General features: G+C 66.5%; 22 protein-coding genes. 8 read left to right on the forward strand and 14 right to left on the reverse strand.

The genetic code is table 11. The features are described 5' to 3' along the window. The first annotated feature begins 13 nt into the window (after window positions 1-13). Complete coding sequence (locus LDO86_RS10650) at window positions 14-682, forward strand: acVLRF1 family peptidyl-tRNA hydrolase (protein WP_018769325.1); 669 nt, start codon at window positions 14-16, stop codon at window positions 680-682. Between the two features lie 18 nt (window positions 683-700). Here LDO86_RS10650 and LDO86_RS10655 read toward each other — a convergent pair whose 3' ends face one another. Continuing rightward, on the reverse strand, window positions 701-1450 hold the full coding sequence (locus LDO86_RS10655; RefSeq protein ID WP_043424957.1) for a GNAT family N-acetyltransferase: 750 nt from the start codon (window positions 1448-1450) through the stop codon (window positions 701-703). A gap of 139 nt (window positions 1451-1589) precedes the next feature. Next, window positions 1590-3386: an aspartate--tRNA ligase gene (gene aspS / locus LDO86_RS10660; protein ID WP_018769327.1), complete on the reverse strand. Its 1797-nt coding sequence runs from the start codon at window positions 3384-3386 to the stop codon at window positions 1590-1592. Between the two features lie 96 nt (window positions 3387-3482). Between aspS and LDO86_RS10665 the strand changes: the two genes are divergently transcribed. Continuing rightward, window positions 3483-4736 carry an APC family permease gene (locus tag LDO86_RS10665; protein ID WP_018769328.1) on the forward strand — a complete coding sequence of 418 codons (1254 nt, stop codon included), beginning with the start codon at window positions 3483-3485 and terminating at the stop codon, window positions 4734-4736. Window positions 4737-4744: 8 nt separating this feature from the next. Here LDO86_RS10665 and hisS read toward each other — a convergent pair whose 3' ends face one another. After that, a complete protein-coding gene (hisS, locus tag LDO86_RS10670; RefSeq protein WP_224083975.1) occupies window positions 4745-6115 on the reverse strand; it encodes a histidine--tRNA ligase in 1371 nt (456 codons plus the stop codon). Window positions 6116-6344: 229 nt separating this feature from the next. On the opposite strand from hisS, the gene LDO86_RS10675 reads away from it, so the two are divergent. The 3 genes from LDO86_RS10675 (at window position 6345) to LDO86_RS10685 (ending at window position 9750) form a co-directional block, all read left to right on the forward strand. Continuing rightward, the gene (locus LDO86_RS10675) at window positions 6345-7163 is read left to right on the forward strand and encodes a peptidylprolyl isomerase (protein WP_018769330.1); all 819 of its coding nucleotides are present in this window, start codon (window positions 6345-6347) and stop codon (window positions 7161-7163) included. A gap of 67 nt (window positions 7164-7230) precedes the next feature. Then, a complete protein-coding gene (locus tag LDO86_RS10680; protein WP_026265776.1) occupies window positions 7231-8874 on the forward strand; it encodes a DUF349 domain-containing protein in 1644 nt (547 codons plus the stop codon). Between the two features lie 102 nt (window positions 8875-8976). After that, window positions 8977-9750 carry a type IV toxin-antitoxin system AbiEi family antitoxin gene (locus LDO86_RS10685; RefSeq protein ID WP_224083976.1) on the forward strand — a complete coding sequence of 258 codons (774 nt, stop codon included), beginning with the start codon at window positions 8977-8979 and terminating at the stop codon, window positions 9748-9750. Here the strand turns inward: LDO86_RS10685 and LDO86_RS10690 are convergent. The 9 genes from LDO86_RS10690 to pdxT all read right to left on the reverse strand — a co-directional run bounded on the left by LDO86_RS10690 (window position 9631) and on the right by pdxT (window position 19586). Further along, window positions 9631-12021 (reverse strand): bifunctional (p)ppGpp synthetase/guanosine-3',5'-bis(diphosphate) 3'-pyrophosphohydrolase, encoded by a 2391-nt coding sequence (locus LDO86_RS10690; protein ID WP_026265777.1) that lies wholly within the window; start codon window positions 12019-12021, stop codon window positions 9631-9633. The genes LDO86_RS10685 and LDO86_RS10690 overlap by 120 nt on opposite strands. Window positions 12022-12170: 149 nt before the next feature. After that, window positions 12171-13187 (reverse strand): protein translocase subunit SecF, encoded by a 1017-nt coding sequence (gene secF / locus LDO86_RS10695; protein ID WP_018769334.1) that lies wholly within the window; start codon window positions 13185-13187, stop codon window positions 12171-12173. After that, window positions 13187-14944 carry a protein translocase subunit SecD gene (gene secD / locus LDO86_RS10700; protein ID WP_018769335.1) on the reverse strand — a complete coding sequence of 586 codons (1758 nt, stop codon included), beginning with the start codon at window positions 14942-14944 and terminating at the stop codon, window positions 13187-13189. The genes secF and secD overlap by 1 nt, the downstream gene beginning before the upstream one ends. 99 nt (window positions 14945-15043) lie before the next feature. Further along, window positions 15044-15451, reverse strand: a complete 408-nt coding sequence (gene yajC / locus LDO86_RS10705; RefSeq protein ID WP_018769336.1) for a preprotein translocase subunit YajC — start codon at window positions 15449-15451, stop codon at window positions 15044-15046. A gap of 212 nt (window positions 15452-15663) precedes the next feature. Continuing rightward, window positions 15664-16749 carry a Holliday junction branch migration DNA helicase RuvB gene (gene ruvB, locus LDO86_RS10710; RefSeq protein ID WP_018769337.1) on the reverse strand — a complete coding sequence of 362 codons (1086 nt, stop codon included), beginning with the start codon at window positions 16747-16749 and terminating at the stop codon, window positions 15664-15666. After that, entirely contained in the window at window positions 16742-17386 is a 645-nt protein-coding gene (ruvA, locus tag LDO86_RS10715) for a Holliday junction branch migration protein RuvA (protein ID WP_018769338.1), read from the reverse strand. The genes ruvB and ruvA overlap by 8 nt, the downstream gene beginning before the upstream one ends. 89 nt (window positions 17387-17475) lie before the next feature. Beyond that, window positions 17476-18054: a crossover junction endodeoxyribonuclease RuvC gene (gene ruvC / locus LDO86_RS10720; protein ID WP_018769339.1), complete on the reverse strand. Its 579-nt coding sequence runs from the start codon at window positions 18052-18054 to the stop codon at window positions 17476-17478. Between the two features lie 62 nt (window positions 18055-18116). After that, window positions 18117-18872: a YebC/PmpR family DNA-binding transcriptional regulator gene (locus tag LDO86_RS10725; RefSeq protein ID WP_018769340.1), complete on the reverse strand. Its 756-nt coding sequence runs from the start codon at window positions 18870-18872 to the stop codon at window positions 18117-18119. Window positions 18873-18875: 3 nt separating this feature from the next. Further along, the gene (gene pdxT / locus LDO86_RS10730; RefSeq protein WP_026265778.1) at window positions 18876-19586 is read right to left on the reverse strand and encodes a pyridoxal 5'-phosphate synthase glutaminase subunit PdxT; all 711 of its coding nucleotides are present in this window, start codon (window positions 19584-19586) and stop codon (window positions 18876-18878) included. A gap of 90 nt (window positions 19587-19676) precedes the next feature. Between pdxT and LDO86_RS10735 the strand changes: the two genes are divergently transcribed. Together LDO86_RS10735 and LDO86_RS10740 are read left to right on the forward strand one after the other, a co-directional pair. Then, complete coding sequence (locus LDO86_RS10735) at window positions 19677-20969, forward strand: Mur ligase family protein (protein WP_026265779.1); 1293 nt, start codon at window positions 19677-19679, stop codon at window positions 20967-20969. Next, the gene (locus tag LDO86_RS10740; protein ID WP_018769343.1) at window positions 20966-21721 is read left to right on the forward strand and encodes a glutamine amidotransferase; all 756 of its coding nucleotides are present in this window, start codon (window positions 20966-20968) and stop codon (window positions 21719-21721) included. The genes LDO86_RS10735 and LDO86_RS10740 overlap by 4 nt, the downstream gene beginning before the upstream one ends. A 48-nt stretch (window positions 21722-21769) precedes the next feature. Here LDO86_RS10740 and LDO86_RS10745 read toward each other — a convergent pair whose 3' ends face one another. After that, the gene (locus tag LDO86_RS10745; RefSeq protein WP_018769344.1) at window positions 21770-23152 is read right to left on the reverse strand and encodes a hypothetical protein; all 1383 of its coding nucleotides are present in this window, start codon (window positions 23150-23152) and stop codon (window positions 21770-21772) included. A 145-nt stretch (window positions 23153-23297) separates the two neighbouring features. Here LDO86_RS10745 and LDO86_RS10750 point away from each other — a divergent pair, with 145 nt between their 5' ends. After that, complete coding sequence (locus tag LDO86_RS10750) at window positions 23298-25310, forward strand: M3 family metallopeptidase (RefSeq protein WP_018769345.1); 2013 nt, start codon at window positions 23298-23300, stop codon at window positions 25308-25310. Window positions 25311-25541: 231 nt separating this feature from the next. Here the strand turns inward: LDO86_RS10750 and pdxS are convergent, their stop codons facing one another. Continuing rightward, entirely contained in the window at window positions 25542-26468 is a 927-nt protein-coding gene (gene pdxS, locus LDO86_RS10755; protein WP_026265780.1) for a pyridoxal 5'-phosphate synthase lyase subunit PdxS, read from the reverse strand. Between the last annotated feature and the right edge of the window lie 88 nt (window positions 26469-26556).

Genomic DNA, 26556 nt, shown 5'->3' on the forward strand with positions numbered 1-26556 from the left:
CAAAGGAACTCCCATGCCTGCCACCGTTGCCCACGGCGGGCCGCCGTCCGTCCGCACCGCGTTCGTTCCCGGCAGCCGGCTGCCGGGCTGGGCCGACCGGTTCGGCGCCTCGCATGGCGGTTACCGGCTGCAGGATGACGACGACGGCCTCCGCCTGGTGGCGGCCGACGGCACCGAAGCGCTCCTGCAGGCGCCGTGGCCGGCCGACGGACGCCCGGGACGCGGCGGCGGAGCGCTGGAGCGGCTGGCCGCCCTTGCGGCCCAACCGCGACGGCTGGGCCTGCTGCTGGTGCGGCGCGGCGGTTACGGCATAGGGGTGGCAAGCGAAGGCATCCTGCTGGCATCCAAGGCAGGCACCAGGTACGTCCAGTCCCGTACGGCTGCGGGCGGACAGTCCCAGCAGCGGTTTGCCCGCCGCCGTTCCAACCAGGCGGACGCTTTGGTTGCGGCCGTCGCCGGCCAGGCGGCGGACGTGTTCCGTAGTGCGGCCTTCGAGTACCTGGTGCCCGGCGGCGACCGGCCCCTGGCCGACCTTGTCCTCCAGGAACCGGCCCTGCGTGACTACGCCCGCCTGCCACGCCTCGCGTGGCTCGACGTCGCCGAGCCCCGGGCCGCCGTGTTGAAGAAGGCCGCGGTGGACGCCTGCTCGGTCCGGATCACGGTGACCGACGCATCCGGATAGCGCACGGCTGCTGCCTGGTCAGCAGCCTGTCAGGGCGCGGCGGGGGCGTTCCTGCCGGTACAGGTAACGCCCGGCTTCCGTGAACCCGGCGTTGGCATACATCGCCTGCGCCCCATGGTTGGCGGCGGTGACAAGGAGCCAGTACTTCCCCGCCCCCTGCTCCGCACCGGCCTGCAGCAAGGACTGGAGGACAGCAGTTCCGTAGCCGCGGCGGCGCGCTTCAGCCCGGGTGGCCATGCAGTACAGCCCGCCCTGGGCGCTTCCGGCGGGAAGGGCGAGGCGCCCGACGGCGGCGGGCAGCCCGGCTCCGTCACGGACAAGCGCGTAAATCGAAGGACAGCCCAGCAGGATTTCCCGGGCGATGGCGAGGGCGTCCTCCCCGCCGCGCCCGTCCACCTCCCACCAGACGCGCAGCCAGTCCGCGGAGGGTTCCCGGGAAACTTCAACGGCAGCGTCCGCGGTTCCTCCAGTCATCGGGCCGCGGGTCATGACCACGGTCCCGGATTGCCGGGTGAAGCCTTCAGCGTCGAGCAGGTCGTGCAGCGCGGCTGTTGCGGGGGTGTCGAACAGCTGGAAGATGACCGGCAGCCGGCGGCTGCGGTACCAGGACCTGGCGTCGGCGAGCAGGCCCCGGAGGCTGTCACCTTGCAAATCCGCGGTGACGGCACGCGGCCAGATGGAGTTGGCGCGCTGGGTCACTCCGCCTGCTGCGCGCAGGACCCAGCCCCCGGCGTCGTACCGTTCCAGGGCCGGCCAGGCGGCATCCATGGCGGCTTCGAGGTCCAGTGGTGCGGGTTCACTTTTGCCCGGGGCGGACAACTGACAGCTCCTTCCTTAAAGGCGGGAGGTTCCCCGGTGATCCGGGGAACCTCCCTTGGCCGCTGCCTTGCGGCAGCGTTGCGTGATGCTACTGCTTCTCTTCGGGCTTCTTCACTTCCGGCTTTTTGGCCTCCGGCTTGAAGTCCACGCCTGCCTCCTTGCGCTGCTGCGGCGTGATGGGGGCCGGGGCATCGGTGAGGGGGTCGTGGCCGCCGCCGGACTTCGGGAAGGCGATGACGTCGCGGATGGACTCGACGCCCGCCAGCAGCGAGACCACGCGGTCCCAGCCGAAGGCGATTCCGCCGTGCGGCGGGGCGCCGTACTTGAAGCCCTCCAGCAGGAAGCCGAACTTGGTCTGGGCGTCCTCCTTGTCCAGGCCCATCAGCTCGAAGACGCGCTCCTGCACGTCCCGCTGGTGGATACGGATGGAGCCGCCGCCGATTTCGTTGCCGTTGCACACGATGTCGTAGGCGTAGGAGAGCGCCGATTCCGGATCCTTGTCGAAGGTGTCAAGGAACTCGGGCTTGGGCGAGGTGAATGCGTGGTGGACGGCGGTCCACTGCCCTCCGCCGACGGCGACGTCACCGGAGGCAACAGCGGCTGCTGCGGGCTCGAACATCGGCGCGTCCACCACCCAGCAGAAAGCCCAGGCGTTGGGATCGATCAGGCCGGTGCGGTGGCCGATCTCCACGCGTGCAGCACCCAGCAGGGCCCGCGACGGCGTCTTCTCACCCGCGGCGAAGAAGATGCAGTCCCCGGGCTTGGCGCCCACGGCGTCAGCCAGGCCGGCGCGCTCGAACTCGGTGAGGTTCTTGGCGACCGGTCCGGCGAGCTCGCCGTCCTCCTTGTAGAGGACATACGCCAGGCCCTTGGCGCCGCGCTGCTTGGCCCACTCCTGCCAGGCATCAAGGGCACGGCGTGCCTGCGACGCGCCGCCGGGCATGACGACGGCCCCAACGTAGGGTGCCTTGAAGACGCCGAAGTTGGTGTCCTTGAAGAAATCCGTGAGCTCGGTCAGTTCCTGGCCAAAGCGCAGGTCCGGCTTGTCCGAGCCGTAGCGCGCCATCGCGTCGGCGTACGTGATCCGCTGGATGGGCGTCGGGATGTCGACGCCGATGAGCTGCCACACCGCCTTGACGATGTTTTCGCCCAGCCGGATCACGTCGTCCTGGTCCACGAAGCTGGCCTCAATGTCCAGCTGGGTGAATTCCGGCTGGCGGTCCGCGCGGAAGTCCTCGTCCCGGTAGCAGCGGGCAATCTGGTAGTACTTTTCGAAGCCGCCCACCTGCAGCAGCTGCTTGAACAGCTGCGGGGACTGCGGCAGCGCGTACCAGGACCCCGGAGCCAGGCGTGCCGGAACCAGGAAGTCACGGGCGCCTTCCGGCGTCGAACGTGTCAGCGTGGGCGTCTCGATCTCCACGAAGCCCTCATGGTGGAGCAGTTCGCGCGCCACCCGGTTTGCCTCGGAGCGGAGGCGCAGGTTGCGGCTGGGGCCGGGACGGCGCAGGTCCAGGTAGCGGTGCTTGAGGCGCGCTTCCTCGCCGACTTCCACGTGCTCGTCGATCTGGAACGGCAGCGGGTCGGAGGTGTTGAGGACGGTGACGTCCTCGGCGATGACCTCGATTTCGCCCGTGGCCAGCGCCGGGTTCTCGTTGCCTTCAGGACGCCTGGAAACGGTGCCCTTGATCTGCAGGACGTATTCATTGCGCAGTCCGTGGAACACTTCCTCCTCGCGGACCACCACCTGGGCCACGCCCGAAGCGTCGCGCAAATCCACGAATGCCACACCACCGTGATCACGGCGGCGGCCCACCCAGCCGGCCAGGGTTACGGTTTGTCCAATGTGCTCGGAGCGAAGGGATCCGAGGTCATGTGTGCGCAGCACAGCACGCCTTTCTGCGGGAAAACAGTGGGAAGTCAATATGATCGTTGCGGGAACGATCCCGTCCGAGTTTACCCGCTGGAAAGGGACTGCCGCCGCATGAGCGAACCGCAGCAGCTGCAACGCAGGCTGGGAACCTTTGATGCCACCGCCATCGGACTGGGCTCCATGCTGGGTGCCGGGGTGTTCGTGGTGTTCTCCCCGGCCGCGGCACTGGCAGGGAATCTGCTGGTCCTGTCCGTGGCTGTTGCCGGGCTGGTGGCGTACTGCAACGCCGTGGCATCGGCAGCCCTCGCCGCCAAGTACCCCACCAGCGGCGGGACCTACGTCTATGGCCGGAAACAGCTGGGCGAATGGCCGGGCTTCCTGGCCGGCTGGGGTTTCGTCACGGGCAAGACGGCGTCCTGCGCGGCCATGGCGTTGACGTTCGGCAGCTATGTGGCGCAGGACTACGCCGTCCCGGTTGCCGTGGCCGCCGTCGTGGCCCTCACCGCCGTCAACCTGCTGGGCATCACCAGGACAGCCCTGCTGACGAGGATCCTGCTGTGCCTGGTCCTGGCAACACTGGTGTTCGTTGGCACCGCCGCCGTGCTGGGTCCGCACCCCGCGCCACTGCCGGGAGGCGCGCATTCCGGCGGGGTGGAGGGCGTCCTGCCTGCCGCCGGGCTGATGTTCTTCGCGTTTGCCGGTTATGCCCGGATCGCCACGCTGGGCGAGGAGGTCAGGAATCCGGCGCGTGCCATCCCCCGCGCCATCCTGGCGGCCCTGGCGGGCGCATTCGCCATTTACCTGCTGCTGGCACTGCTCCTGCAGGCCCACCTCGGAGAGCGGTTGGGGTCCACAGGCACTCCCCTGCTGGACGCAGTGCTGGACAGCCGGCTGGCAGCGGGTGCACCGCTGGTGCAGGCAGGAGCAGCGGCCGCGTGCCTGGGCGCACTCCTCGCGCTGATCACGGGCGTGGGAAGGACAACGTTGGCCATGGCCAGGGAGCGCGATCTTCCAGGGCCTCTGGCCAGGGTGGGCGGTCCCCACACCGTTCCGTTCGTCGCCGAACTGGCCGTGGCCGCCGTCGTGATCCTGCTGCTCCTGACCACCAACGTGATGACCGTCGTGGGCTTCTCAAGCTTCGGCGTGCTGGTCTACTACGCGGTAGCCAACGCGTCAGCGTTCACCCTTTCCGCCCATCCCGGCTACGCTCCCCGGTGGCTTAACGCGCTGGGTTTCGTGGGCTGCGTGGTACTGGCCTTCACTTTGCCGGCTGCGTCGGTGCTGACCATGGCCGCAGTCCTTGCCGCCGGCGTGGTGGGGCGCTGGCTGGTGCTGCGGTTCCGGCAGCACCGGCACCGGACATAAGCGCCCGGCTAGACCGACGCCGCGGCGGCCGCGGTTGTCTCAACCTGCACTGCCAGGTCCTCCAGCGGCGGCATCCAGGTTTCAGGGGCGGCCAGCACCTGCTCGCCGGTGCGGATGTCCTTGACCTGGTGGGTGCCGCCCTCGTCCGTGAACCAGACGAACGGGATTCCCCGGCGGTCCGCGAACTTGATCTGCTTGCCGAACTTCTCGGCCTTGGCAGCCACTTCGGTGGGGATTCCCCGGCTGCGCAGCAGGGCGGCGACATCCTGGGCAGTGCCCCAGCTGTCGTCATGGTTCAGGGCCACCAGCACTGCAGTGGGAACAGAGCGGGAGGCTTTGGCCAGGTCCTGGCTCAGGATCCGGGACACCAGGCGGGTGACGCCGATGGAGAGGCCAACGCCCGGGAACTTGCGGTTGCCCTTCGACGCCAGGGCGTCGTACCGGCCGCCGGAGCAGATGGACCCCAACTGTTCGTGGCCCACCAGGACGGTTTCCACCACCGTGCCGGTGTAGTAGTCCAGGCCACGGGCGATGCTGAGGTCCGCCAGTACCTTGCCGGGCGCCCGCTGCACGGCGGCATCGATGACCTGCTCCAGTTCGTCCAGGCCCTCGTCCAGGAGTTCGCTGCTGACACCCAGGGCACGGACCTGGTCCACAAAGGACGTATCTTCCGTTCGGATGGCAGCCAGTTGAAGCGCCTTGGCAGCCTGCTCGTCGGTTGCGCCGAGCTCGGTCTTGAGCAGTTCGGCCACCTTTGCCGGACCGATCTTTTCGAGTTTGTCGATACTGCGCAGCACGCCTGCGGTGTCATCGAGTCCGATGCCCCGGTAGAAGCCTTCCGCCAGTTTGCGGTTGTTGATCCGGAGACGGAAATCGGGGATGGGCAGCGCACTGAGTGCTTCGGCGATGACCAAGGCGATCTCGACGTCGTAGCGGAACGGAAGCTCGCCGTCGCCGACCACGTCGATGTCCGCCTGGGTGAACTCGCGGGCCCGGCCTTCCTGGGGCCGCTCGCCGCGCCACACTTTCTGGATCTGGTAGCGGCGGAAGGGGAAGGCCAGGTAGCCGGCGTTTTCCACCACGTACCGGGCGAAGGGAACGGTCAGGTCGAAATGCAGGGCAAGCGCGTGGGGATCGGCCTTGCCGGCTTTAACGGGGTTCTCGCTCTCGTCCTCCTGGAGCCGGCTGAGCCCGTACACTTCCTTGTCGATCTCGCCCTTGCGCAGCAGCTGGCCCACCGTCTCCACGGCGCGGGTTTCGATCGAGGTGAAACCATGCAGTTCAAAAACCCGGCGCAGGGTATCGAGCACATGCAGCTCCACCAGCCGCTCCTCGGGAAGCCACTCGGGGAATCCGGACAGGGAGGCGGTGCGTGCCATGGGGAAGGTTCTCCTTAGGAATGGAAGGTGCGCCGGAGCTGCCGGCCGCGCCCGCAACGGCGGTCGTTCGGCGGCAGCACAGCCAGCCATGCATAAACTATGTGCGGCAGCCAGTTTATGCGTCATCCGTGTGCATCTCTAATGCGGCGGACCCGCACGGCCTGGCCCTTAACACCTGCGCCCCGCGGCCAACCGCCGGGCACCAGCAGCCCGACGACGAGGAGGACCCTTGGCGGCCAGTTCACGCAGTGCACGCGAAGCAAAACGGCGCATCCAGCAGATGGAAGCCAAGCGTGAGCTCCGGCGCGACCAGGAGAAGCGGCGGAAACGCGACAACCTCGTGGCCGCCGGCGCCGGAACCGCCGCCGTGCTGCTCGCCGTCGTCCTCCAGCTCACCGCCTTCGCCGGAAACCCCACTGAGGACGAATATGCCGCCGCGCAGGCGGGACTGACGGAACCATCCACCTCTGCAAGCGCCTCCGCGACACCCTCGGCGCCGGCCACCAACGGGCCCAACATCCCGTCCGCGGACACGGCGGCGGGCAAGACGTTCACCGGCGAACTGCTGCTGAACGGCAGCGCGCTCGGCGTGGAAGTGGACGGGACCAAGGCTCCGCAGGCAGCAGCCGTTTTCAAGTCCCTCAGCGACCAAGGCTATTTCAACGGCAAGTCATGCCACCGGCTCACCACTGCGGACCAGTTCGGCGTGCTGCAGTGCGGCTCCCCCAACGGGGACGGACAGGGCGACCCTAATTACACGTGGGGTCCGCTGGAAAACACGCCCGCAGACAACACCTACCCTGCCGGCACCATCGCCGTGGCCCGCACGGGGAACAACGCGTACGGCAACGGGACACAGTTCTTTATTGTCTACAAGGACACGGTCATTCCGGCCGATGCTGCCGGCGGCTATACCGTGGTGGGGAAGGTGACATCCGGGCTTGATGTTGTATCCAACATCGCTGCCGCAGGCATCACCCCGGGAGCCGGCGACACGGACGGCGCGCCAAAACAACCAGTCACGATAGACTCGTTCTCTCTGAAGTAGGAAGCCGGGCCGGCCAGGCCGCGGTGCAGTAAGTGAGTATTTCCCTCCAAGCGAAAGACTTTTAGCGGTGACAGACAGTCAGAAATCCGACGAAACAGCAACAGACATGACCGAAGCAGCGGCTCCGGCCGAGGTTGGCGGTACTGATGCCAATGCCGGGCAGTCCCCCGTGACCCCTGAAGCCGCCGCTTCCGATGAGGGCACCGGGCAGGCTGACGAAGCCCAGGCCGCCGAAAGCCAGGCCATCGGGGACCCGGCCAGCGGGGCCCTGGCCACCGAAGACCACGGCGCTGAAGACCAGGCTGGAGGGACCGCCGCAGCGGAGACCTCCGCACCTGCCCCGGCTCCTGCCCCCGCTCCGCGGCCGTCTGCACCGTCACCGGCAGCGTTCGCGTCGCGTCCCAAGCCTGCCGCTGCCGCTCCGGCCGCGGTTACGGCTCCGGCTGCACCTGGTACGTCCGTTGCCGAAGCCTCCAAATGGGGCCGGGTGGAGGGGGACGGACACGTCTACCTGAGCATCGACGGTGGCGAACACCCCGTGGGCCAGTACCCGGGTGTCAGCGACGACGAAGCGCTGCTCTACTTCGCGCGGAAGTACGACGACGTCGTGGCCCAGATCGTCCTGCTGGAGCAGCGGGTCAGCTCCAAGGCACCCAGCACCGACATGCAGAAGACCGTGACGCACCTGCGGGAACAGCTCGCCGAGCGCAACATGGTGGGCGACCTCCGTGCAGCGGAGGCGCGCCTGGACGCGCTGGCAGGCCAGATCACCGAGCTGGAAAAGGCCGAAAAGGCGGAGCACGACGCCGTGCGTGCCGCCGAGCTGGCAGCACGTGAAGCCATAGTCGCTGAAGCAGAGGAAATCTCCGGCCAGGATCCGGCGCAGACGCAGTGGAAGACCTCCAGCGCCCGGATGAACGAGCTCTTCGAGAACTGGAAGACGGCCCAGAAGAGCGGCGTCCGCCTGGGCCGCAGCAACGAAGATGCCCTGTGGAAGCGGTTCCGTGCCGCCCGCACCGTTTTCGACCGGCACCGCCGTGCCTATTTCTCCCAGCTGGACAGCAACAACTCTGCCGCGAAGGCCGCCAAGGAGAAGTTGATTGCCGAGGCTGAGGCACTCTCCACATCAACCGACTGGGGCTTCGCTGCCGGTGAGTACCGCCGGCTGATGGACCAGTGGAAGGCCTCACCGCGGGCAAGCCGCAAGGACGACGACGCGCTCTGGGCAAGGTTCCGCGCCGCCCAGGACGTCTTCTTCACGTCCCGCCAGGCTGCCAACGAGGAGATCGACCAGGAGTACGCAGCAAACCTCACGGTAAAGGAGGCGCTGCTGGCCGAGGCCAACGCCATCCTGCCGGTGAAGGACCTGGCAGCGGCCAAGAAAGCCCTTCAGTCCGTTCGTGACCGCTGGGAGGAAGCCGGCAAGGTTCCCCGCGCGGACATGGGCCGGGTCGAGGCCGGGCTGCGGAAGGTTGAAGACGCCGTGCGGCACGCTGAGGAAGAGCAGTGGCAGCGGTCCAACCCCGAGCGCAAGGCACGCACCAACAGCGCGCTCTCGCAGCTGGAATCCGCAATTGCCGGGCTCCAGGAAGACCTTGCCAAGGCTGAGAAGAGCGGCGACCAGCGCAAGATCAAGGCCGCCCAGGAAGCACTCGAGGCACGCCAGGCATGGCTCGACCAGATCCAGCGTTCCGCCAGCGAGCTTGCCTGATTTTTCTGTCGTGAACTGACGGGCACAGGCCCGGTCCGGGTGTTATCCACATACTCCGGGCCGGGCCTGTGCCTGTTAACGGCGTCGGGGCAGGATGAAGGCATGGCCTCATCTCCAATCCCCTCCGCCGCCGGTCCCGGCAGGGAAGCCACCGCTGCCGGCGTACGGCCGGGCTGTCAGGCAAACGTTGGGGAGGCGGCCGCGCCGCCGCGTTTTCCCGACCTGTACGCACCCGGCGTGCCCTTCGCCGCTCCCGAGTTGCAGTCCCTGGCGGCCGACGGGCTGTTGGCCCGCTTCCACCAGCATGGCTACACCCTCCCCGGAATACCGGCATCGCCGCAGCTCCGGGCCAGGGCAGCAGCCGGAATCGTCCCGGCGGCCATACGGCAACGTGTTGTCGCCGGGCGCATGACGGCGGCCTGGATCTACGGCTGCGCAGCGGAACCGGAGAGGCTGGCGCTGCTGGTGGACGCCAAGCGAAGGGTGTCCAGTCTCCGGAACACCCGGGGCTGCACGCTGCACGAAGTGAAGCTCGGGCCCTTCGATGTGATCAGCCTCGGCGGACTGATGGTCTCCAGCCCGCTGCGGACCGCACTCGATATCGCCCTGCATGTGGATGCCGAACGGGCCGTCCCCGCCCTGGCGGGATTGCTGGCCCGGCCGCAGCAGGATGTCAGGCTGCGCCTGCTGGTGCGCGCCATTGAGGCCACCCCAAGGGTCCCGCACAAGCGGGCTGCTTTGGAAAAGCTTGCCCTGCTAGCTCCGGCGCTTGTTCCCGGTGGTGCGGTAGACGTCGAAAACCCCGTCGATCCTGCGGACGGCGCTCAGGACGTGGCTGAGGTATTTGGGGTCGCCCATCTCGAAAGCGAATCTTGAAATGGCCACCCGGTCGGTGGACGTGTGGACGCTGGCAGCAAGGATGTTGACATGGTTGTCGGACAGGACCCGCGTCACGTCCGAGAGCAGGGATTTCCGGTCCAGGGCCTCAACCTGGATTTCCACCAGGAAGACGCTCGACTGGGTGGGTGCCCAGTCCACGTCCACGATCCGGTCCGGCTGGTCCTTCAGGTCGGAGATGTTGGTGCAGTCGGTGCGGTGCACGGACACGCCGGATCCCCGGGTCACGAAGCCAAGGATCGGGTCCGGCGGAACGGGCGTGCAGCAGCGCGCCAGCTTCACCCATACATCGCCTACTCCACGGACCACGACGCCGGAGTCGGAGAAGCGGGCCTTGCTGACCTGGGTGGGGATGCTGACCTCTTCGACGTCATCATCGGCACTCTCGTTGCCACCCAGGCTTTCAATGAGTTTCTCCATGACCGACTGGGCGGAGGTATGCCCGTCGCCCACACCGGCGTACAGGCCGGAGATGTCCGCGTACTTGAATTCCTCGGCCACGGCGGCCAGGGCCTCGTGCGTCATCAGCCGCTGCAGCGGAAGGTTCTGTTTCCGCATGGCACGGGTCAGCAGTTCCTTGCCGCGGTCAATTGCCTCTTCGCGGCGTTCCTTGCTGAACCATTGGCGGATCTTGTTGCGCGCCCTGGCGCTCTTGACGAAATGCTGCCAGTCCTGGCTGGGACCTGCCCCCTCGGCCTTGGAGGTGAAAATCTCCACCCAGTCGCCGTGGTTCAGCTCGCTGTTGAGCGGAACCAGCTTTCCATTGACCCTGGCGCCGATGGTGCGGTGGCCCACCTCGGTGTGCACGGCATAGGCGAAGTCCACGGGAGTCGATCCTGCCGGGAGCGCCATGACTTCGCCCTTGGGCGTAAACACGAACACTTCGCGCGCATTGATTTCGAAACGCAGTGAGTCCAGGAACTCGCCGGGATCGGACGTTTCCTGCTGCCAGTCCACCAGTGAGCGCAGCCACCCCATGTCTCCGTCGCGCGGGCTTCCGGGACCGACGGCGGTGCGGTTGGGCTGGTCCTTGTATTTCCAGTGCGCCGCAACACCGTACTCCGCCCGGCGATGCATTTCGTGCGTGCGGATCTGGATTTCCACCGGCTTGCCGCCGGGGCCAATCACCGTGGTGTGCAGGGATTGGTACATGTTGTACTTGGGCATCGCGATGTAGTCCTTGAACCTGCCGGGCAGGGGGTTCCAGCGCGAGTGCAGGGTGCCCAGGGCGGCGTAGCAGTCCCGGACCGAGTCCACCAGGACGCGGACGCCCATGAGGTCGTTGATGTCGTCGAAGTCCTTGTCGCGGACAATCATCTTTTGGTAGATGGAGTAGTAGTGCTTGGGCCTGCCGGTGATGGTGGCTTTAATCCGGGCAGCGCGCAGGTCCTCAGTGATCTGGTCACGGATGACACCCAGGCTCTTCTCCCGCTCCGGCGTCCTGTCCCCCACCATCCGCACGATCTCTTCGTACACCTTGGGGTAGAGCGCAGCGAAGGACAGGTCCTCAAGTTCCCACTTGATGGTGTTCATGCCCAGCCGGTGCGCCAGCGGCGCGAAGATCTCCAGGGTTTCGCGGGCCTTGCGGGCGGACGATTCAGCCGATACGAAGCGCCAGGTGCGGGCATTGTGCAGCCGGTCCGCCAGCTTGATCATCAGGACCCGGATGTCCTTGGCCATGGCCACGACCATTTTGCGGACCGTCTCGGACTGTGCGGCCTCGCCAAAGCTGACCTTGTCGAGCTTGGTGACGCCGTCCACCAGCATGGCCACTTCCGGCCCGAAGTCCCGTTTCAGGTCCGCCAGGGTGTAGGGAGTGTCCTCGACCGTGTCGTGGAGCAGGGCGGCTGCCAGTGTGGTGCCGCTGAGGCCCAGTTCCGCAAGGATGGTGGCCACAGCCACCGGGTGGGTGATGTACGGATCCCCGCTCTTGCGCTTTTGCCCGCGGTGGCTGCGCTCGGCGACGTCGAACGCACGCTGGATGAGGTCGAAGTCCTCTTTGGGGTTGTTGGCGCGTACGGTCCGCAGCAGCGGCTCAAGGATGGGTGAGTATGTGGCGGTTCCCCGTCCGGTCAGGCGGGCAAGCCGGGAGCGTGTGCGCTCCCGGCGGCCGGGAAACGTGGGGCGGGATCCTGAGTTATCGACAGGTACCAATGAGCCCGGGCGCGCAGAAGGTGCCGCACCGGCTTGCATGCCGGCAGGATTTTTTTCCTCCTGTGCCGTTGGCGCTGACGCCGAACGTTCTTCCAATGAAGTACCCCTCACCACCGTCTTAATTACCCCAGTCTATTCCTCCGGGCAGCGACTTTTATAACCGGGCCTGCACAGGCAAAGGCCGGGCGGCGCAAAGTACGCGCCGCCCGGCCTTTGGGTGGTTTAAAGCTGCCGGTGGTTGTTGATCAGGCCTTGGCCGGCGAGGCCGGAACTGCCCGTTCAGCTGCACCTGCGCGGCGCTGCTCAACACGCCTTGCCTGCTTCACCAGCTCCGGTTCGCCCTGGCGGAGCCAGGCGTACATCGGCGCCGCCATGAAGATGGTTGCCGCTGTACCGATGAGGATTCCGACGAACAGTGCCAGGGACAGGTCACGCAGGGTTCCTGCGCCCAGGAGGCCGGCACCAATGAACAGGATGGCGCCCACGGGAAGGATGGCCACCATCATGGTGTTGATGGAGCGCACCAGCGTCTGGTTGACGGCAAGGTTGACTTCCTCGCCGAAGGTCCGGCGCGTGGACGCGTCGATCCCGGCCGTGTTTTCGCGGATCTTGTCGAAAACCACCACGGTGTCATACAGCGAGTAGCTGAGGACGGTGAGGAACCCGATGATGGCCGAGGGGGTGACCTCGAAATCGCTGAGGGCATAGACCCCGGCCGTGATGAACATGGTGACGGCCATGCCGGCAAGCGCCGAGAGGGACATCTTCCAGGTACGGAAGTACAGGGCCATCAGCAGGGCCGCGAGCAACACGAATACTCCCAGGCCGATCAGTGCCTGCTTGGTCACGTCTGCACCCCAGGTGGGCCCGACGAACGTGGAGGTCACCTCGTTGTCGGTAACGCCGTAGGCGGTGGTGAGGCCCTCCTTGATCCGGAGGGTCTCGTCATCCGTCAGTTTGTCGGTCTGGATGCGCATGGTGTTGCCGGCCACGTTGGCTACCCGCGGAACACTGCCCGACACCACATCAGTCACGGCCTTCTCACCGATGGAGGCATCGGTGGTCTTGACGTTGGACACGGTAAATTCGGAACCACCGCGGAATTCGATGCCGAGGTTGAAGCCGCCCTTGGCCACCGGGATAAGGATGGACAGGGCCACGCCCACCGCTGCGATGATGAACCAGATCTTCTTGGCGCCGACGAAGTCGTAGGAGCGCTTCCCGGTGTAGAGCTCGTTGCCGAAAGTAGCGAAGCCTGACATTACTTGTTCTCCTTCGCGGAGGTCTTGGACGAACCAGCCAACTGTTCCTGCTTCTCTGCCAGGCGCCGCTCGGCGATGGTCATGCGGCGCTCGGCCTCGGCAGCCGCCCCTGTGTTCTTGGTGCGGACCACCACGGGCTTGTCCTCCGGGGTGCGGACGCGTCCGGCGCCGCGGTACAGCGGGACGGCACCCAGCCGTTCGGGGTCGAGGCCGGAGAACTTGTGGCCTTCACCGAAGAACCGGGTACGGGCCAGGAGCTGCAGCGTGGGGTGGGTGAACATGAACACCACGATGAGGTCGGCGATGGCGGTCAGGCCCAGGGTGAAGGCGAAGCCGCGGACGTTGCCCACTGCCACGAAGTACAGGACCAGTGCGGCCAGGAGGTTAACGGCCTTGGAGGCGAGGACGGTGCGCTTGGCGCGCTTCCAGCCGTTTTCGACGGCGGATACCAGGCCGCGCCCTTCACGCAGTTCATCCCTGATGCGTTCGAAGTAGACGATGAAGGAGTCTGCCGTCTGCCCGATGGCCACGATGATGCCGGCCACGCCGGCCAGTGACAGCCGATAGTTCTCCGTCCAGCCCAGGATCGCGATGGCCAGGTACGTCAGGGCACCGGCCACCACCAGCGATGCGATGGTGACGAAGCCCAGGGCACGGTACTGGAACAGCGAGTAGACCACCACGAGCAGGAGCCCGATCAGGCCGGCCAGCAGGCCCATGCGCAGCTGTTCGCCACCGAGCGTGGCGGAAATCTGCTGCTCGCTCTGGATGTCGAAGCTGATGGGAAGGGCGCCGAACTTCAACTGGTCGGAGAGTGCCTTGGCCGTCTTCTCATTGAAGCCACCGGTAATCTGCGGACGGCCGTCAGTGATGACAGCCAGGGAACGCGGGGCGGAGATGACCTGGTCATCCAGCACAATGGCGAACTGGGACTTGGGGTCGGTGCCCGACTGGCCGCCGGCTGCCACGTAGAACTGGTTGAGCCGTTCGGTGACCTCTTTGAACTTGGCTGTACCCTCGGCGTCGAACTGGATGTTGACGGCCCATTCATTGGTGACAGCCCCCTGTGCGCCCTGCTGCAGCTGGAAGGACGAGGTGACGATGTTGCTGCCCTTCACCTCCACGGGACCCAGGATGTACTTGATGGCCGGCGACTTGTCCGTGGCCGGCTCGCAGGTCACCAGCGGCTTGGTGGGATCCGACCGCTGGGCTTTCTCCGCAGCGGCACTGTTGCAGTCGAGTGCCTCGAACTGCTTGTAGATCTCGGGCGTGATCCAGTTGGTGTCACTGCTGTTGGCAGGCTCGGCGGTCGGCTTGGGCAGCTGGTCCTCCGGCGTCTGCGACTCGGCAGGAACTGCTGCGCCGTCGCCATTGAGGAGGACAGGGCGGAAGTTCATGTCCGCCGAGGCCTGGATCAGGTTGCGCGTCTCGGCAGAGGGTGTGCCGGGAAGGCTGACCACCACGTTGCGCCCTGACTGGGTGCTGATTTCCGCCTCGGAGACGCCGGAACCGTCAACGCGCTGGCGGATGATCGCCACCGCCTGGTTGAGCTGCTGTTCGTTGATGTCCGAACCGCCCTCCACCTTCGGGGCCAGGATCATCTGGGTGCCGCCCTCGAGGTCCAGCGCCAGCTTGGGTGCCCAGCTGGCCTGTCCGGCAATGGTGCCGCCGGCCAGGACGGCGGTCAGCGCTGCCAGGATTACACCAAGCCAGACCAGGACGCGGAGCCCTGGTTTCTTGCGGCCAGTTCGTGCCATTGTCGATCTTTCTCTTGTTCGCGGAGAAACCACCGGAGCGGGCTGCTGCCTGCGCCGGCGGTGGTCCGCAGCGGTAGAGGGAGGAAGGGGCCAGCGGGCCTAGCTGTCCTTTTTGCCCTCGTCGTTGAGGCGCTTCAGGGTTTCCTCGGGAGTCTCGGCACCTGTTGCGGTGCTTCCGGACTCCGGAGTGGTGAGGGAGGACGCATCATCCGGAACCACCGGGGAGGCGTCGGCCGGCTGGGCGGCGGGTTCTGCCACCGGCTCAACGACCTTGGTGACGGCCTGGCGGTGCACAGTGGCCAGGTTGCCGGGGGAAAGTTCAAGGGTGACCTTGTTCTCGGCCTCGTCGATGTCCACGATCCGGCCGAAAAGGCCAAAGCTGGTCATGACCTCCACGCCCGGGGCAAACTTCGACTGGAGCTCTGCCTGCTGCTGCTGCGTCTTCTTGTTGCGGCGGAACATCATGAAGATGAATACGCCGAGCATGACGAACAGGAGAATTGACATTGGATCCAAGGGGAATTCCGTTCTTTAGCGTGGTGTAGCTGGGTTTTCCGGCGACGTTGGCTTCGCTTCGGCCGGGGCGGGTTTGCGGTGCAGGCAGAACGCCTGACATGTTCCTTCCCCAAGCGACGGGGGCGTCAGGGCCACCCGCGAAACAAAGACCCGAACGTGCCGGGCGTCATACCAGTCTAAAGGGAAAAGCTGAAGGGAGCCTGCTATTGGCTCTCCGGGGCCCAGTCCCCCGCCGCGGCATCGCCCCCGGCGGGCTCGAAAAGGTCCAGTTGCTCCTGCGCGAAGACACCGGACGGGATGGCATAGCCCAGGTGCGTCCATGCCGGTGCCATGGCAATCCTGCCGCGGGGCGTACGGCCCAGCAAGCCCTCCCGGACCAGGAACGGTTCGGCGACTGTCTCAACGGTTTCGGTTTCTTCACCGACGGCGATGGCGAGGGTGGACAGTCCGACCGGACCGCCGCCGAACTTGGTGATGAGTGCGTCGAGGACGGCCCGGTCCAGCCGGTCCAGACCCTTTTTGTCCACCTCATACATGTCCAGGGCAGCGGACGCGGTCCTGGCGTCGATTTGTTCGACGCCGTGCACCAGCGCCCAGTCCCGGACGCGCCGCAACAGCCGGTTGGCAATACGGGGAGTGCCGCGGGAACGGCCGGCGATTTCGGCGAAGCCGGCCGAGTTGACCTTCAGGTCCAGCAGTCCGGCAGAACGCCGCAGCACCAGTTCCAGCTCCGGAACCGAGTAGAACTCGAGGTGCCCGGTGAAGCCGAACCGGTCGCGCAGCGGTCCCGGCAGCAGTCCCGCGCGGGTGGTGGCGCCCACCAGGGTGAACGGCGGCAGCTCGAGCGGGATGGCGGTGGCACCGGCCCCTTTGCCCACCACGATGTCAACGCGGAAGTCCTCCATTGCCATGTAGAGCATTTCCTCTGCAGGCCGGGACATGCGGTGGATCTCGTCCAGGAACAGGACCTCGCCCTCAGAGAGCGAGGACAGGATTGCTGCGAGGTCGCCGGCGTGCTGGATGGCAGGTCCGCTGCTGAGGCGCAGCGGCGCGTTCATCTCGGCGGCAACGATCATCGCCAGGGTGGTCTTGCCCAGGCCGGGCGGCCCGGAGAACAGCACGTGGTCGGCAGTCCGTCCGCGCATCCGGGACGCCTGGAGCACCAGCGACAGCTGCTTGCGCACCCGGTGCTGGCCAACGAAGTCGTCAAGGTTCTTGGGCCTGAGCGCCGCCTCAATGGCACGCTCCTCCGGCTCCTCCCCCGCTGCGACCAGGGACGGTTCAGCCACGGGTGCCTACGCGGTTGCCTGCCCGGGCGCCGTCCTGGCCCAGCCAGCGGAGGGTGGTGCGCAGGATTTCGGGCACGTTGCCGCGGAAGGACACTTCCGGGTCCTCCGCAAGGGCTTTGTCGATGCTGGTGGAGGCGTCCTTTTCGGACCAGCCCAGGCTGGTCATGGCGGCCACCACCTGGGGCTTCCAGGCAGCTTCTGCGGGCGTGGCGGCACCGGGGGCCGCAGCGGTTCCGTGCGGGACGAGCTTTCCAGCCAGCTCCAGCACTATCCTGCCGGCCACCTTGGGGCCGATTCCGGGGACCTTCGTGAAGGTCTTGCTGTCCCCTGTGTGCGCGGCAACCCTGATTGCTTCGGGATCGTGGACGGCCAGGACTGCAAGCGCAAGCCGGGGACCGACGCCGCTGACACTCAGCAGGATGTCGAAGACCTCGCGTTCGTCGTCGGAGGCGAAGCCAAAGAGCGTCAGCGAGTCTTCCCGCACGATCAGGGAGGTGAACAGCTGGCCTTGTTCACCCACGTGCAGCCTGCTGAGCGTCTGGGGCGTGGCGTTGACGCTCATCCCGGCACCGTTGAGGTCTATCACGGCCGTGGACAGGCCAACATGCGCTACGGTTCCGCGGAGGAAACTGATCAAGGCCGGGCTCCCGTTGTACCGCCGGCCTCACAGTGAGGGCCCGGCTATCCGAACATATTTACGAATACCCTAGCAAGCAGCAGGGACAATCAGCGTGCACGGCGCGCCTTCGCCTCCGCCTCGGCCCATGCCCGCTGCGCGGGCGTCAGGGATGAGCTGCCGGGACCCGTGGTGGCCACGGCCGCGCCGCTTCCGGCCCGCCACGCGTGCGTGATGGCCAGCGCCAGCGCGTCGGCGGCGTCGGCCGGACGCGGCGGCGCGTCAAGGCGGAGGATCTTGGTGACCAGCTTGGTCACGGCGTCCTTGTTGGAGGACCCGCTCCCGGTCACGGCGGCCTTGACCTCTGATGGCGTGTGCAGCGCCACCGGAATTCCCCGGCGGGCCGCCGCAGCGATGACCACGCCGGAAGCCTGGGCTACGCCCATCACCGTGCTGACGTTGAGCTGGGAAAAGACGCGTTCGACGGCGAGGACGTCCGGCTCGTAGCGGTCAAGCCATTCGTCAATTGCCGTGGCGATCACCAGCAGGCGCCGGTCCAGCGTCTCCTCGGGGGACGTGCCTACCACGCCGACGGCCACCATGCTGGCCCGCCGGTTCCGCTCAACATCCACCACGCCAATGCCGCACCGGGTTAGGCCGGGATCAACGCCGAGGACGCGGAGTGTCACCCGGCCCCCATCGAAGTGCCCGGCACAGCCTCCGGGGACGCACTAGCCGGCAAGGCGGGACGTCACTCGGATTCCAGGGCGGCCTGGACTTCGTCGCTGAGGTCGGCGTTGCTGTACACGTTCTGGACGTCGTCGAGGTCCTCGAGGGCGTCGGCAAGCTTCAGGAACTTGCGGGCGCCGTCCACATCCAGCTCAACCTGCATTGAGGGCACGAACTCAACTTCGTCGGTGTCGTACTCGATGCCGGCTTCCTTGAGTGCTTCGCGGATGGCGGGAAGATCTCCCGGCTCCGAATGGATCTCGAAGGTCTCGCCGTTGTCCTTGACTTCCTCCGCGCCTGCGTCGAGGACGGCCATCAGGACGTCGTCCTCGCTCAGGCCGTTCTTGGGCAGGTTCACAACACCCTTGCGGGTGAAGAGGTAGCTGACGGAGCCCGGGTCCGCGATGGTGCCGCCGTTGCGGGAGATGGCCAGCCTTACTTCGGAAGCCGCCCGGTTCTTGTTGTCGGTAAGGCACTCGATCAGCAGGGCTGAGCCCTGGGGCCCGCGGGCCTCGTACATGATTTCGGTGTAGTCCACCACTTCACCGGTGAGCCCGGCGCCGCGCTTGATGGCGCGGTCAATGTTGTCGTTGGGGACGGACGTTTTCTTGGCCTTGGTAACGGCCAGTTCCAGGCCGGGGTTGCCGGCGAGGTCCGGTCCACCCATCCGGGCGGCAACTTCGATGTTCTTGATCAGTTTGGCAAACGACTTTGCGCGGCGGCTGTCAATGATCGCCTTTTTGTGCTTGGTCGTTGCCCATTTGGAGTGGCCTGACATGCTTTACGCTTCTCCTCTGATCATGCGGATAAAAAGTTCGTGTACGCGTTTCTCGCCGGTCACTTCCGGGTGGAAGGAGGTGGCCAGCAGCTGGCCGGAACGCACTGCGACAATTCTAGCCGTCCCGGGCAGCGCTGCGGCGTGGGACGCCTGGCCGGGGTCCGCCGGTTCCACCTGCGCCAGGACCTCCACGTCCGCACCGACCCGCTCCACCCACGGACCGCGGATGAAGACAGCGTGCACGGGTGCCACGCCTGATTCCGTGGCGCTGAATTCCAGGCCCTTGAACTCCAGATCGGTTTCGAAGGACTCGCGCTGCCGGCCAAAGGCGTTGCGGCGGACGGTGATGTCCAGGCCGCCGAACGTCTGCTGGGGGGCGCCCGAAAGATCGGTGGCAGGATCGGCGATGTCCGAGGCAAGCAGGATCATCCCTGCGCAGGAGCCATAGACCGGCAGTCCCTCGGCGATGTACTTCCGGAGCGGGTCTGCAAGGTCGAAGGCCCTCGCCAGCTTGTCGATGGTGGTGGATTCGCCTCCGGGAATGATAAGGCCGTCCAGGCCGTCCAGCTCCTCCGGGCGGCGGACAGCCACGCCCTGCGCGCCGGTGGCTTCGGCAGCGCGGAGGTGTTCGCGGAAGTCTCCCTGGAGGGCCAGGACGCCGATCCGCAGGCCTGAGCCCACGCGCGCAGGAGCAGCAGAGGGGGGATTCGTCATCCCTCCAGCATACGGGCCCTCCCTCCATGGCTGCTGCCACTCGGAGGCCCCGGCAAAGGTTGCATGCCGCTGCTGGGATATATTCAAAACATGGTCTTCTTCAGTGTTCCGCTCGGCAAGCTGGTCCGCAGGGTGTCCCGGCTGCGGGGCGGCGGGTCCGCACTTCCAGGACTGGTGGTCGAGAAAATCGATCCCGGCTTCATGCGGCGGACGCTCACCACGCTGCCCCATGGTGTGGCGGTGGTCAGCGGTACCAACGGCAAGACGACCACCACCAAGATGGTGGTCGAACTGCTGGAGAGCCAGGGCCTGAAGGTCTTCACGAACCGGACCGGCAGCAACTTCACCCGGGGCGTGGCGGCGGCCCTCCTCGGCGAGGTGGACTGGCGCGGCAGGCTGGATGCGGACGTCGCGGTGCTGGAACTGGACGAAGCCCATGCGGTCCATTTCGTGAACAGCGTCCCGCCCCGCTACTGCCTCTTACTGAACGTTCTGCGTGACCAACTGGACCGTTTCGGCGAGATCGACAAAACGGCACAGCTCCTGCAGCACATCGCTTCCAAGACCACAGGAACCGTGGTCCTGAACCGCGAGGACCCCCGCGTTGCCAGGATCGCGGAAACACTGACTGGCCAGGAGGTCAAGTACTTCGGCCTTGACGACTCCCTGCTGGGCACCTTTCCCAATGACGACGACATGCGTGCCGCTCCGGGGAGCCCCGCGCCGGCGGGCCTGCAGGAAAAGCCGGCAGCCGACGTCGTGCTCCGCAAAGTGGGCGCGGACAGCGCCGAGTTTGAGTACGACGGCGGGACGGTCACCACGGCGATGAAGCTGCGCGGCGTCTACAACATCTTTAACGCGGCTGCTGCGCTGACGCTGGCCCGCAGCATCTGCGGCGGTGGCGCCGCCACCGCCGACCACGCCACTTTGCTGGACGCGCTGTCCCGGGTGGCGCCGGCCTTCGGCCGCGGCGAAAGCCTGACCGTGGACGGCCAGCCGCTGGACCTGGTGCTGGTGAAGAACCCCAGCGGTTTCCGGCTGGGACTGAAATCCTTCCCCGCCGCCGGGTACGCCACCATGATCGCCATCAACGACAACTACGCGGACGGGCGGGACATGTCCTGGCTGTGGGACGTGGAATTTGATTCCCTGCGCGGGGCGGGGGTGGAAATGATAAGCGGGTCGCGCGCCTACGACATGGCGCTGCGGCTCCAGTACGACGACGTCCAGGTCGGAGCGGTGCAGACCGACATCCCGGCCGCCCTGGCAGCCTTTATCCGGGAGGGCCAGGGCAAGCCCAAAAGGATTTTCTGCACCTACACCGCTATGCTGGCCATCCGCCGCGAGCTGTCCAAAATCACCACCGTGGAGGTTGTCTCGTGAATCCTGCAGAAGCAGCGACGGCCGGCGGCCAGTCCAAGGGCACCCTCCGGGTGGTGCAGCTGTACCCGCGCGACATGAACATCTACGGCGATTGGGGCAATGCCCTGGTCCTGCAGCGCCGCATTTCCTGGCACGGGTACACCCCTGAACTGCTCGAATACAACGTGGGCGATCCTTTTCCCGAGGGCGTGGACATCATTGTCGGCGGCGGCGGGCAGGACAGCGGGCAACTGGTGATCCAGGACGACCTGCAGGCCCGGGCCGGCCAGCTCAAGGAGCTGGCCGAGGATGGTACGCCGATGCTGGTCATTTGCGGCCTGTACCAGCTTTTTGGCCGGTTCTTCAAAACCCGCACCGGCGCTGTCATCCCGGGCATCAGCATCCTGGACGTGGAAACCCACGGCACCGATGAGCGCCTGATCGGCAACGTCAAAGTCTCAACCAATGAGTTCGGCGACGTCCTCGGCTACGAAAACCACAGCGGCCAAACCACGCTGGGCAGCGGTGTGCGGCCACTCGGTACCGTAGCCAAGGGAACGGGCAACAACAGCAACGACGGCCATGAAGGGGCCCGCTACCGCAACATCGTGGCCAGCTACCTGCACGGCTCGCTGCTGCCGAAGAACCCCGCCATCGCCGACTTCCTCATCCGCACCGCAGCGGAGCGCAAGTTCGGCAGCTTCTCCCCCGGCAACCCGGACGACACCTATGCCGTCCTGGCCCGGGAGCACGCTGCCCGCCGGCCGCGCTGACCAAAAAGACTACTGACCCGGGTTACCGGCAGAGGTGCGGCATCCCGGTCAACGCCACTGGAAGTACTCCCGGTGGATGTTGGCCCGGCGGACTCCGGCGGCCCGGAAGGCTTTGCGGAACTGCCGCAGCATGGGATCCGGTCCGCCCATGAAAACCGACAGCTGGCGTGGTTCGGTTCCCACTGCGGCCAGGACTGCCTCCGGGGTGAGCCGGCCATCCGCCTCGGTGTCCACCAGATGGACCGTGAGCCGTGGCTGATTCCAGGCGGCGGCAGTGATCTCGTCGGCAAAGGGCGACGGACCTGCCGAGGTCACGAAGAAGTGGACGTCTTCGTGGAGCTCCCCGTCCAGTGACCGCAGCCAGCTGAGGAAGGGCGTGATTCCCACACCGCCGGCGACCCAGGCCTGATGGGACGTGCCGCGGTGCCGGTCAAAGCGTCCGTAGGGCCCACCGACCACGGCCGGCATCCCCGGCTGGACCACGTCCGGAAGCCTGGCTGTATGGTCGCCCAGCGCCTTGACCGTGATGCTGATTCCACCTTCCTCTGCCGGTCCCGAGATGGAGAATGGGTGCCGCTGCCAGCCCTCTGCTGTTTCCAGGTAGACCATGGCGAACTGGCCCGGCCTGAAATCCAGCGGCCGGCCCAGGGGACGGAGCGCCACTTCCACCAGGTCCGGCGCAACGGGCCGGACGGACGCAACCTGGTAGTCGTGGTGCGGCAGGAAATGCCGCGACAGCAGCTCGCGGTAGGCGTAGAACCCCAGTCCCGTCCCGCCGATAACCACGTAACTCCACCGGAGCGCGGGCGCGGCCTCAAACGCGCTGGCGTCGAGCAGGCCGTGCAGGAAGCCGGCGGCCAGGAACAAGCCGGTCAGCCGGTGGAAGCCCCGCCACCGCTCGTAGCCACCCAGCACGCGGGCCGCCATTTGGACCGGCCGGGTTCCAAGAGATGCCAGGACCAGGCGGCGGAGAGGTGCGGGAAGCATCGTCCGCCAGCGCGGCAGGACTGCCCACACCACCAACGCGGCCAGGCCGCTGATGGCGACCACTGCCAACGTCTTGCCCAGGCTGGTTGCTTCCGGATTGGCGGCAAGTTCAATATGGGGCAGCAACAGGATGGTTGCCGTAATCGCCGCCCTGCGGTGCCAAATGGCGGCGTGGTCAATGCCACCAAAAATCGGCTCGACGTGAGGGAGGGTGCTGACCAGGACCAGCGCGATCGAATACAACAAGACGGACTCGCCACCGAAGAGCTGCCCAACGTGCCCCAGGACAGGTTCGCCGGCAGGGCGTGCCAGTAACCAGAAGACGCCGTACACCGCCACCAGCACCGTGATGGCGCCGGGCCCCAGCCATCGGAACGGAATGCCCAGGAAGTCGGTCCCGGGCCTGCTGCCAACCTTGGTCATGGGCCACGGTCCCTTCGTCATTGCCCTGCCTTTTGCGCGTGCCATGCAGGTCGCGTCGATTGCGGCCCGTGCCGGGCCCCATAGCGGCAATTGTAGGGACACAGGCTGGGAGCGCATCCTCCATCCCCCGATTGAGAAGCGTACCCCGCTGTGAAAGGTTTACCCCATGACGAACCCGCTCCTTTCCGCCAGTCCCCTGCCCTACGGCCTTCCACCGTTCCAAACCATCGCCGTGGAGCAGTACCGTGAAGCCATCAACGCAGGGTTGTCCGCGCACCTGGACGAGATCGGGGCCATCGCCGGCAACGCCCAGCCCGCGACATTCGAGAACACGGCCCTGGCCATGGAACGTTCCGGGCAGTTGCTGAACCGGTCAGCCGCGGCGTTCTTCACCCTGGTGTCGGCAGATGCGTCGCAGGAAATCCGGGAGCTGGAGACAGAACTGTCCCCGCGCTTCCAGGCCCACCAGGACGAGGTGTACCTCAACAGGGCCTTGTTCGAACGCTTCGCCGCCATCGATACGGACACTTGCGATCCCGAGTCGGCCCGCCTGGTGGAGGAATACCTCAAAGAGTTCCGCCAGTCAGGCATCCAGCTGGATGCGCCGGGCCAGGAGCGGCTGCGCGCCATCAACGCCGAACTGGCGCGCCTGGGCACCGAGTTCGGCCAGCGGGTCAAGGAAGGAATGAAGTCCGCCGCACTGCTGCTGGATGACGCGGGCGACCTGGCGGGGCTGCCGGCCGACGACGTCGCCAGCGCAGCGGTTGCAGCCCGCGACGCCGGACACGACGGCAAATACCTGCTCACCCTGATCCAGCCCGGCAACCAGCCTGCCCTCGCCGCACTCGAGAACCGTGACGTCCGCCGTCGCCTGTTCGAAGCCTCCGTGGCGAGGGGCAGTGACGGCGGCAGCCTGGATGTCCTGGACCTGGCCCGGGACATGGCCGGGCTGAGGGCGGAGAAGGCACGGCTGCTGGGGTTCGCCAACTATGCCGAACTTGTGGTTGACCGGCAGACGGCGCCGGACTTCGAAGCGGTCCGGACCATGCTGGGCCGGATGGCGCCGGCCGCCATCCGCAATGCCGACGCCGAGGCGGCGGCGCTGGCCGGGGTTGCCGGCCACCCGCTGGAAGCGTGGGACTGGGCCTACTACTCGGCCAAGGTGCGGCGGGAAAAGTACGACGTCGACGAACAGGCGCTCCGGCCGTACTTTGAACTCAACCGCACCATTAACGACGGCGTGTTTTTTGCGGCCACATCCCTGTACGGCGTCACCTTCCACGAGCGGACCGACCTCCACGGCTACCACCCTGACGTGCGTATCTGGGAGGTCCGCCACGAGGACGGCTCCGCCCTGGGGCTGTTCCTGGGCGACTATTACGCGCGCGAATCGAAGCGCGGCGGCGCCTGGATGAACTCGCTCGTGGACCAATCGGCGCTGCTGGGCACCCGGCCCGTGGTGATCAATACCCTGAATATTTCCAAGCCGCCCGCGGGTGAACCGACGCTTCTCACCCTGGACGAACTGCGGACCCTTTTCCACGAGTTTGGCCACGCGCTGCACGGCCTGTTGTCGAGCGTTACCTATCCGCGCTTTTCAGGCACCGCGGTGCCGCGGGATTTCGTGGAGTACCCGTCGCAGGTGAACGAAATGTGGATCATGTGGCCGGATGTAGTGTCCAACTACGCACGCCACCACATCACCGGCGAGCCGCTGCCGCAGGACATCGTGGACCGGCTGGAGGAATCCCGGCTCTGGGGCGAGGGATTCGCCACCACCGAATACCTGGGAGCTGCCCTTCTTGACCTGGCGTGGCATGTGCTGGAACCGGGCGGTGCCCCTGACCATGTGCTGGAGTTTGAGGCGAAGGCCCTGGCTTCCGCCGGGATCGCCCATCGCCTGATTCCGCCCCGGTACCGCACCGGGTACTTCCAGCACATCTTCGCCGGGGACGGATACGCGGCGGGCTACTACTCCTATATCTGGAGCGAAGTATTGGACGCAGAGACCGTTGACTGGTTCAAGGAGAACGGCGGCCTAACCAGGGCGAACGGCGAACGCTTCCGGCAGGAGTTGCTCTCCCGGGGCAACAGCCGCGACCCGCTGGAATCGTTCCGCATCGTGAGGGGCCGCGACGCACAGCTGGACCCCCTGCTAAGGCGCCGCGGCCTGGAGTAACCCCCTGACCTTAAAGAAGTACGACGCCGGTCCCCCACCGAAAGAAGGTGAGGAACCGGCGTCGTCATTACTTAGGTGAGGCGACCACCAGCGACAGGCGGGGGTGATCCGGCAGCACGCGTAAAAGGGGCCCCGCGCCCCGACCAGCGACAAAGCCGCCAAACGAGGCGCGGGGAATAGCGTGCAGAGGATCAGCGCCGCCAGGCGCCCAAAGAGGACGCGAGGAGGGTGTTACCAGCCGCGTTCGGCGAGGCGGTGCGGCTGGGGGATCTCGTCGACGTTGATGCCCACCATGGCTTCGCCGAGGCCGCGGGAGGCCTTGGCGATGACGTCGGGGTCGTCGAAGAAGGTGGTGGCCTTGACGACGGCGGCCGCGCGCTGGGCGGGGTTGCCGGACTTGAAGATGCCGGAGCCGACGAAGACGCCGTCGGCACCGAGCTGCATCATCATGGCCGCGTCAGCGGGGGTGGCGATGCCGCCGGCGGTGAACAGGACGACGGGCAGCTTGCCGGCGGCGGCAACTTCCTTGACCAGTTCATACGGGGCCTGCAGTTCCTTGGCCGCGACGTAGAGCTCGTCCTCGGGCAGGGAGGACAGCCGGGCGATCTCGGAGCGGATCTTGCGCATGTGTCCGGTGGCGTTGGAGACGTCGCCGGTGCCGGCTTCGCCCTTGGAGCGGATCATGGCCGCGCCCTCGTTGATGCGGCGCAGGGCCTCACCGAGGTTGGTGGCGCCACAGACGAAGGGAACCTTGAAGTTCCACTTGTCGATGTGGTTGATGTAGTCGGCGGGGGTCAGGACCTCGGACTCGTCGATGTAGTCGACACCAAGGGACTGCAGGACCTGGGCCTCGACAAAGTGGCCGATGCGGGCCTTGGCCATGACCGGGATGGACACGGCATCAATGATCTGGTCGATCATGTCGGGATCGGACATGCGGGACACGCCGCCCTGGGCACGGATATCGGCCGGAACACGCTCCAGCGCCATGACTGCCACGGCACCGGCGTCTTCGGCGATGCGGGCCTGCTCGACGTTGACGACGTCCATGATGACGCCGCCCTTGAGCATCTCGGCCATGCCACGCTTCACGCGGCTGCTGCCCGTGACGCTGTTCGCGGACGAACCGGCCTCGTTGCTTACATCAGGTGTAGACACAAAAACCCCTATGGGTAGACAGATGATCTTCGCCGGGCATGCGGCGGCAGCTGCCGGAGGTGCACGCACGGATTGCCGGGTCGCTTGA

The organism is Arthrobacter sp. StoSoilB19, assembly GCF_019977275.1.
Classification (GTDB): Bacteria; Actinomycetota; Actinomycetes; order Actinomycetales; family Micrococcaceae; genus Arthrobacter.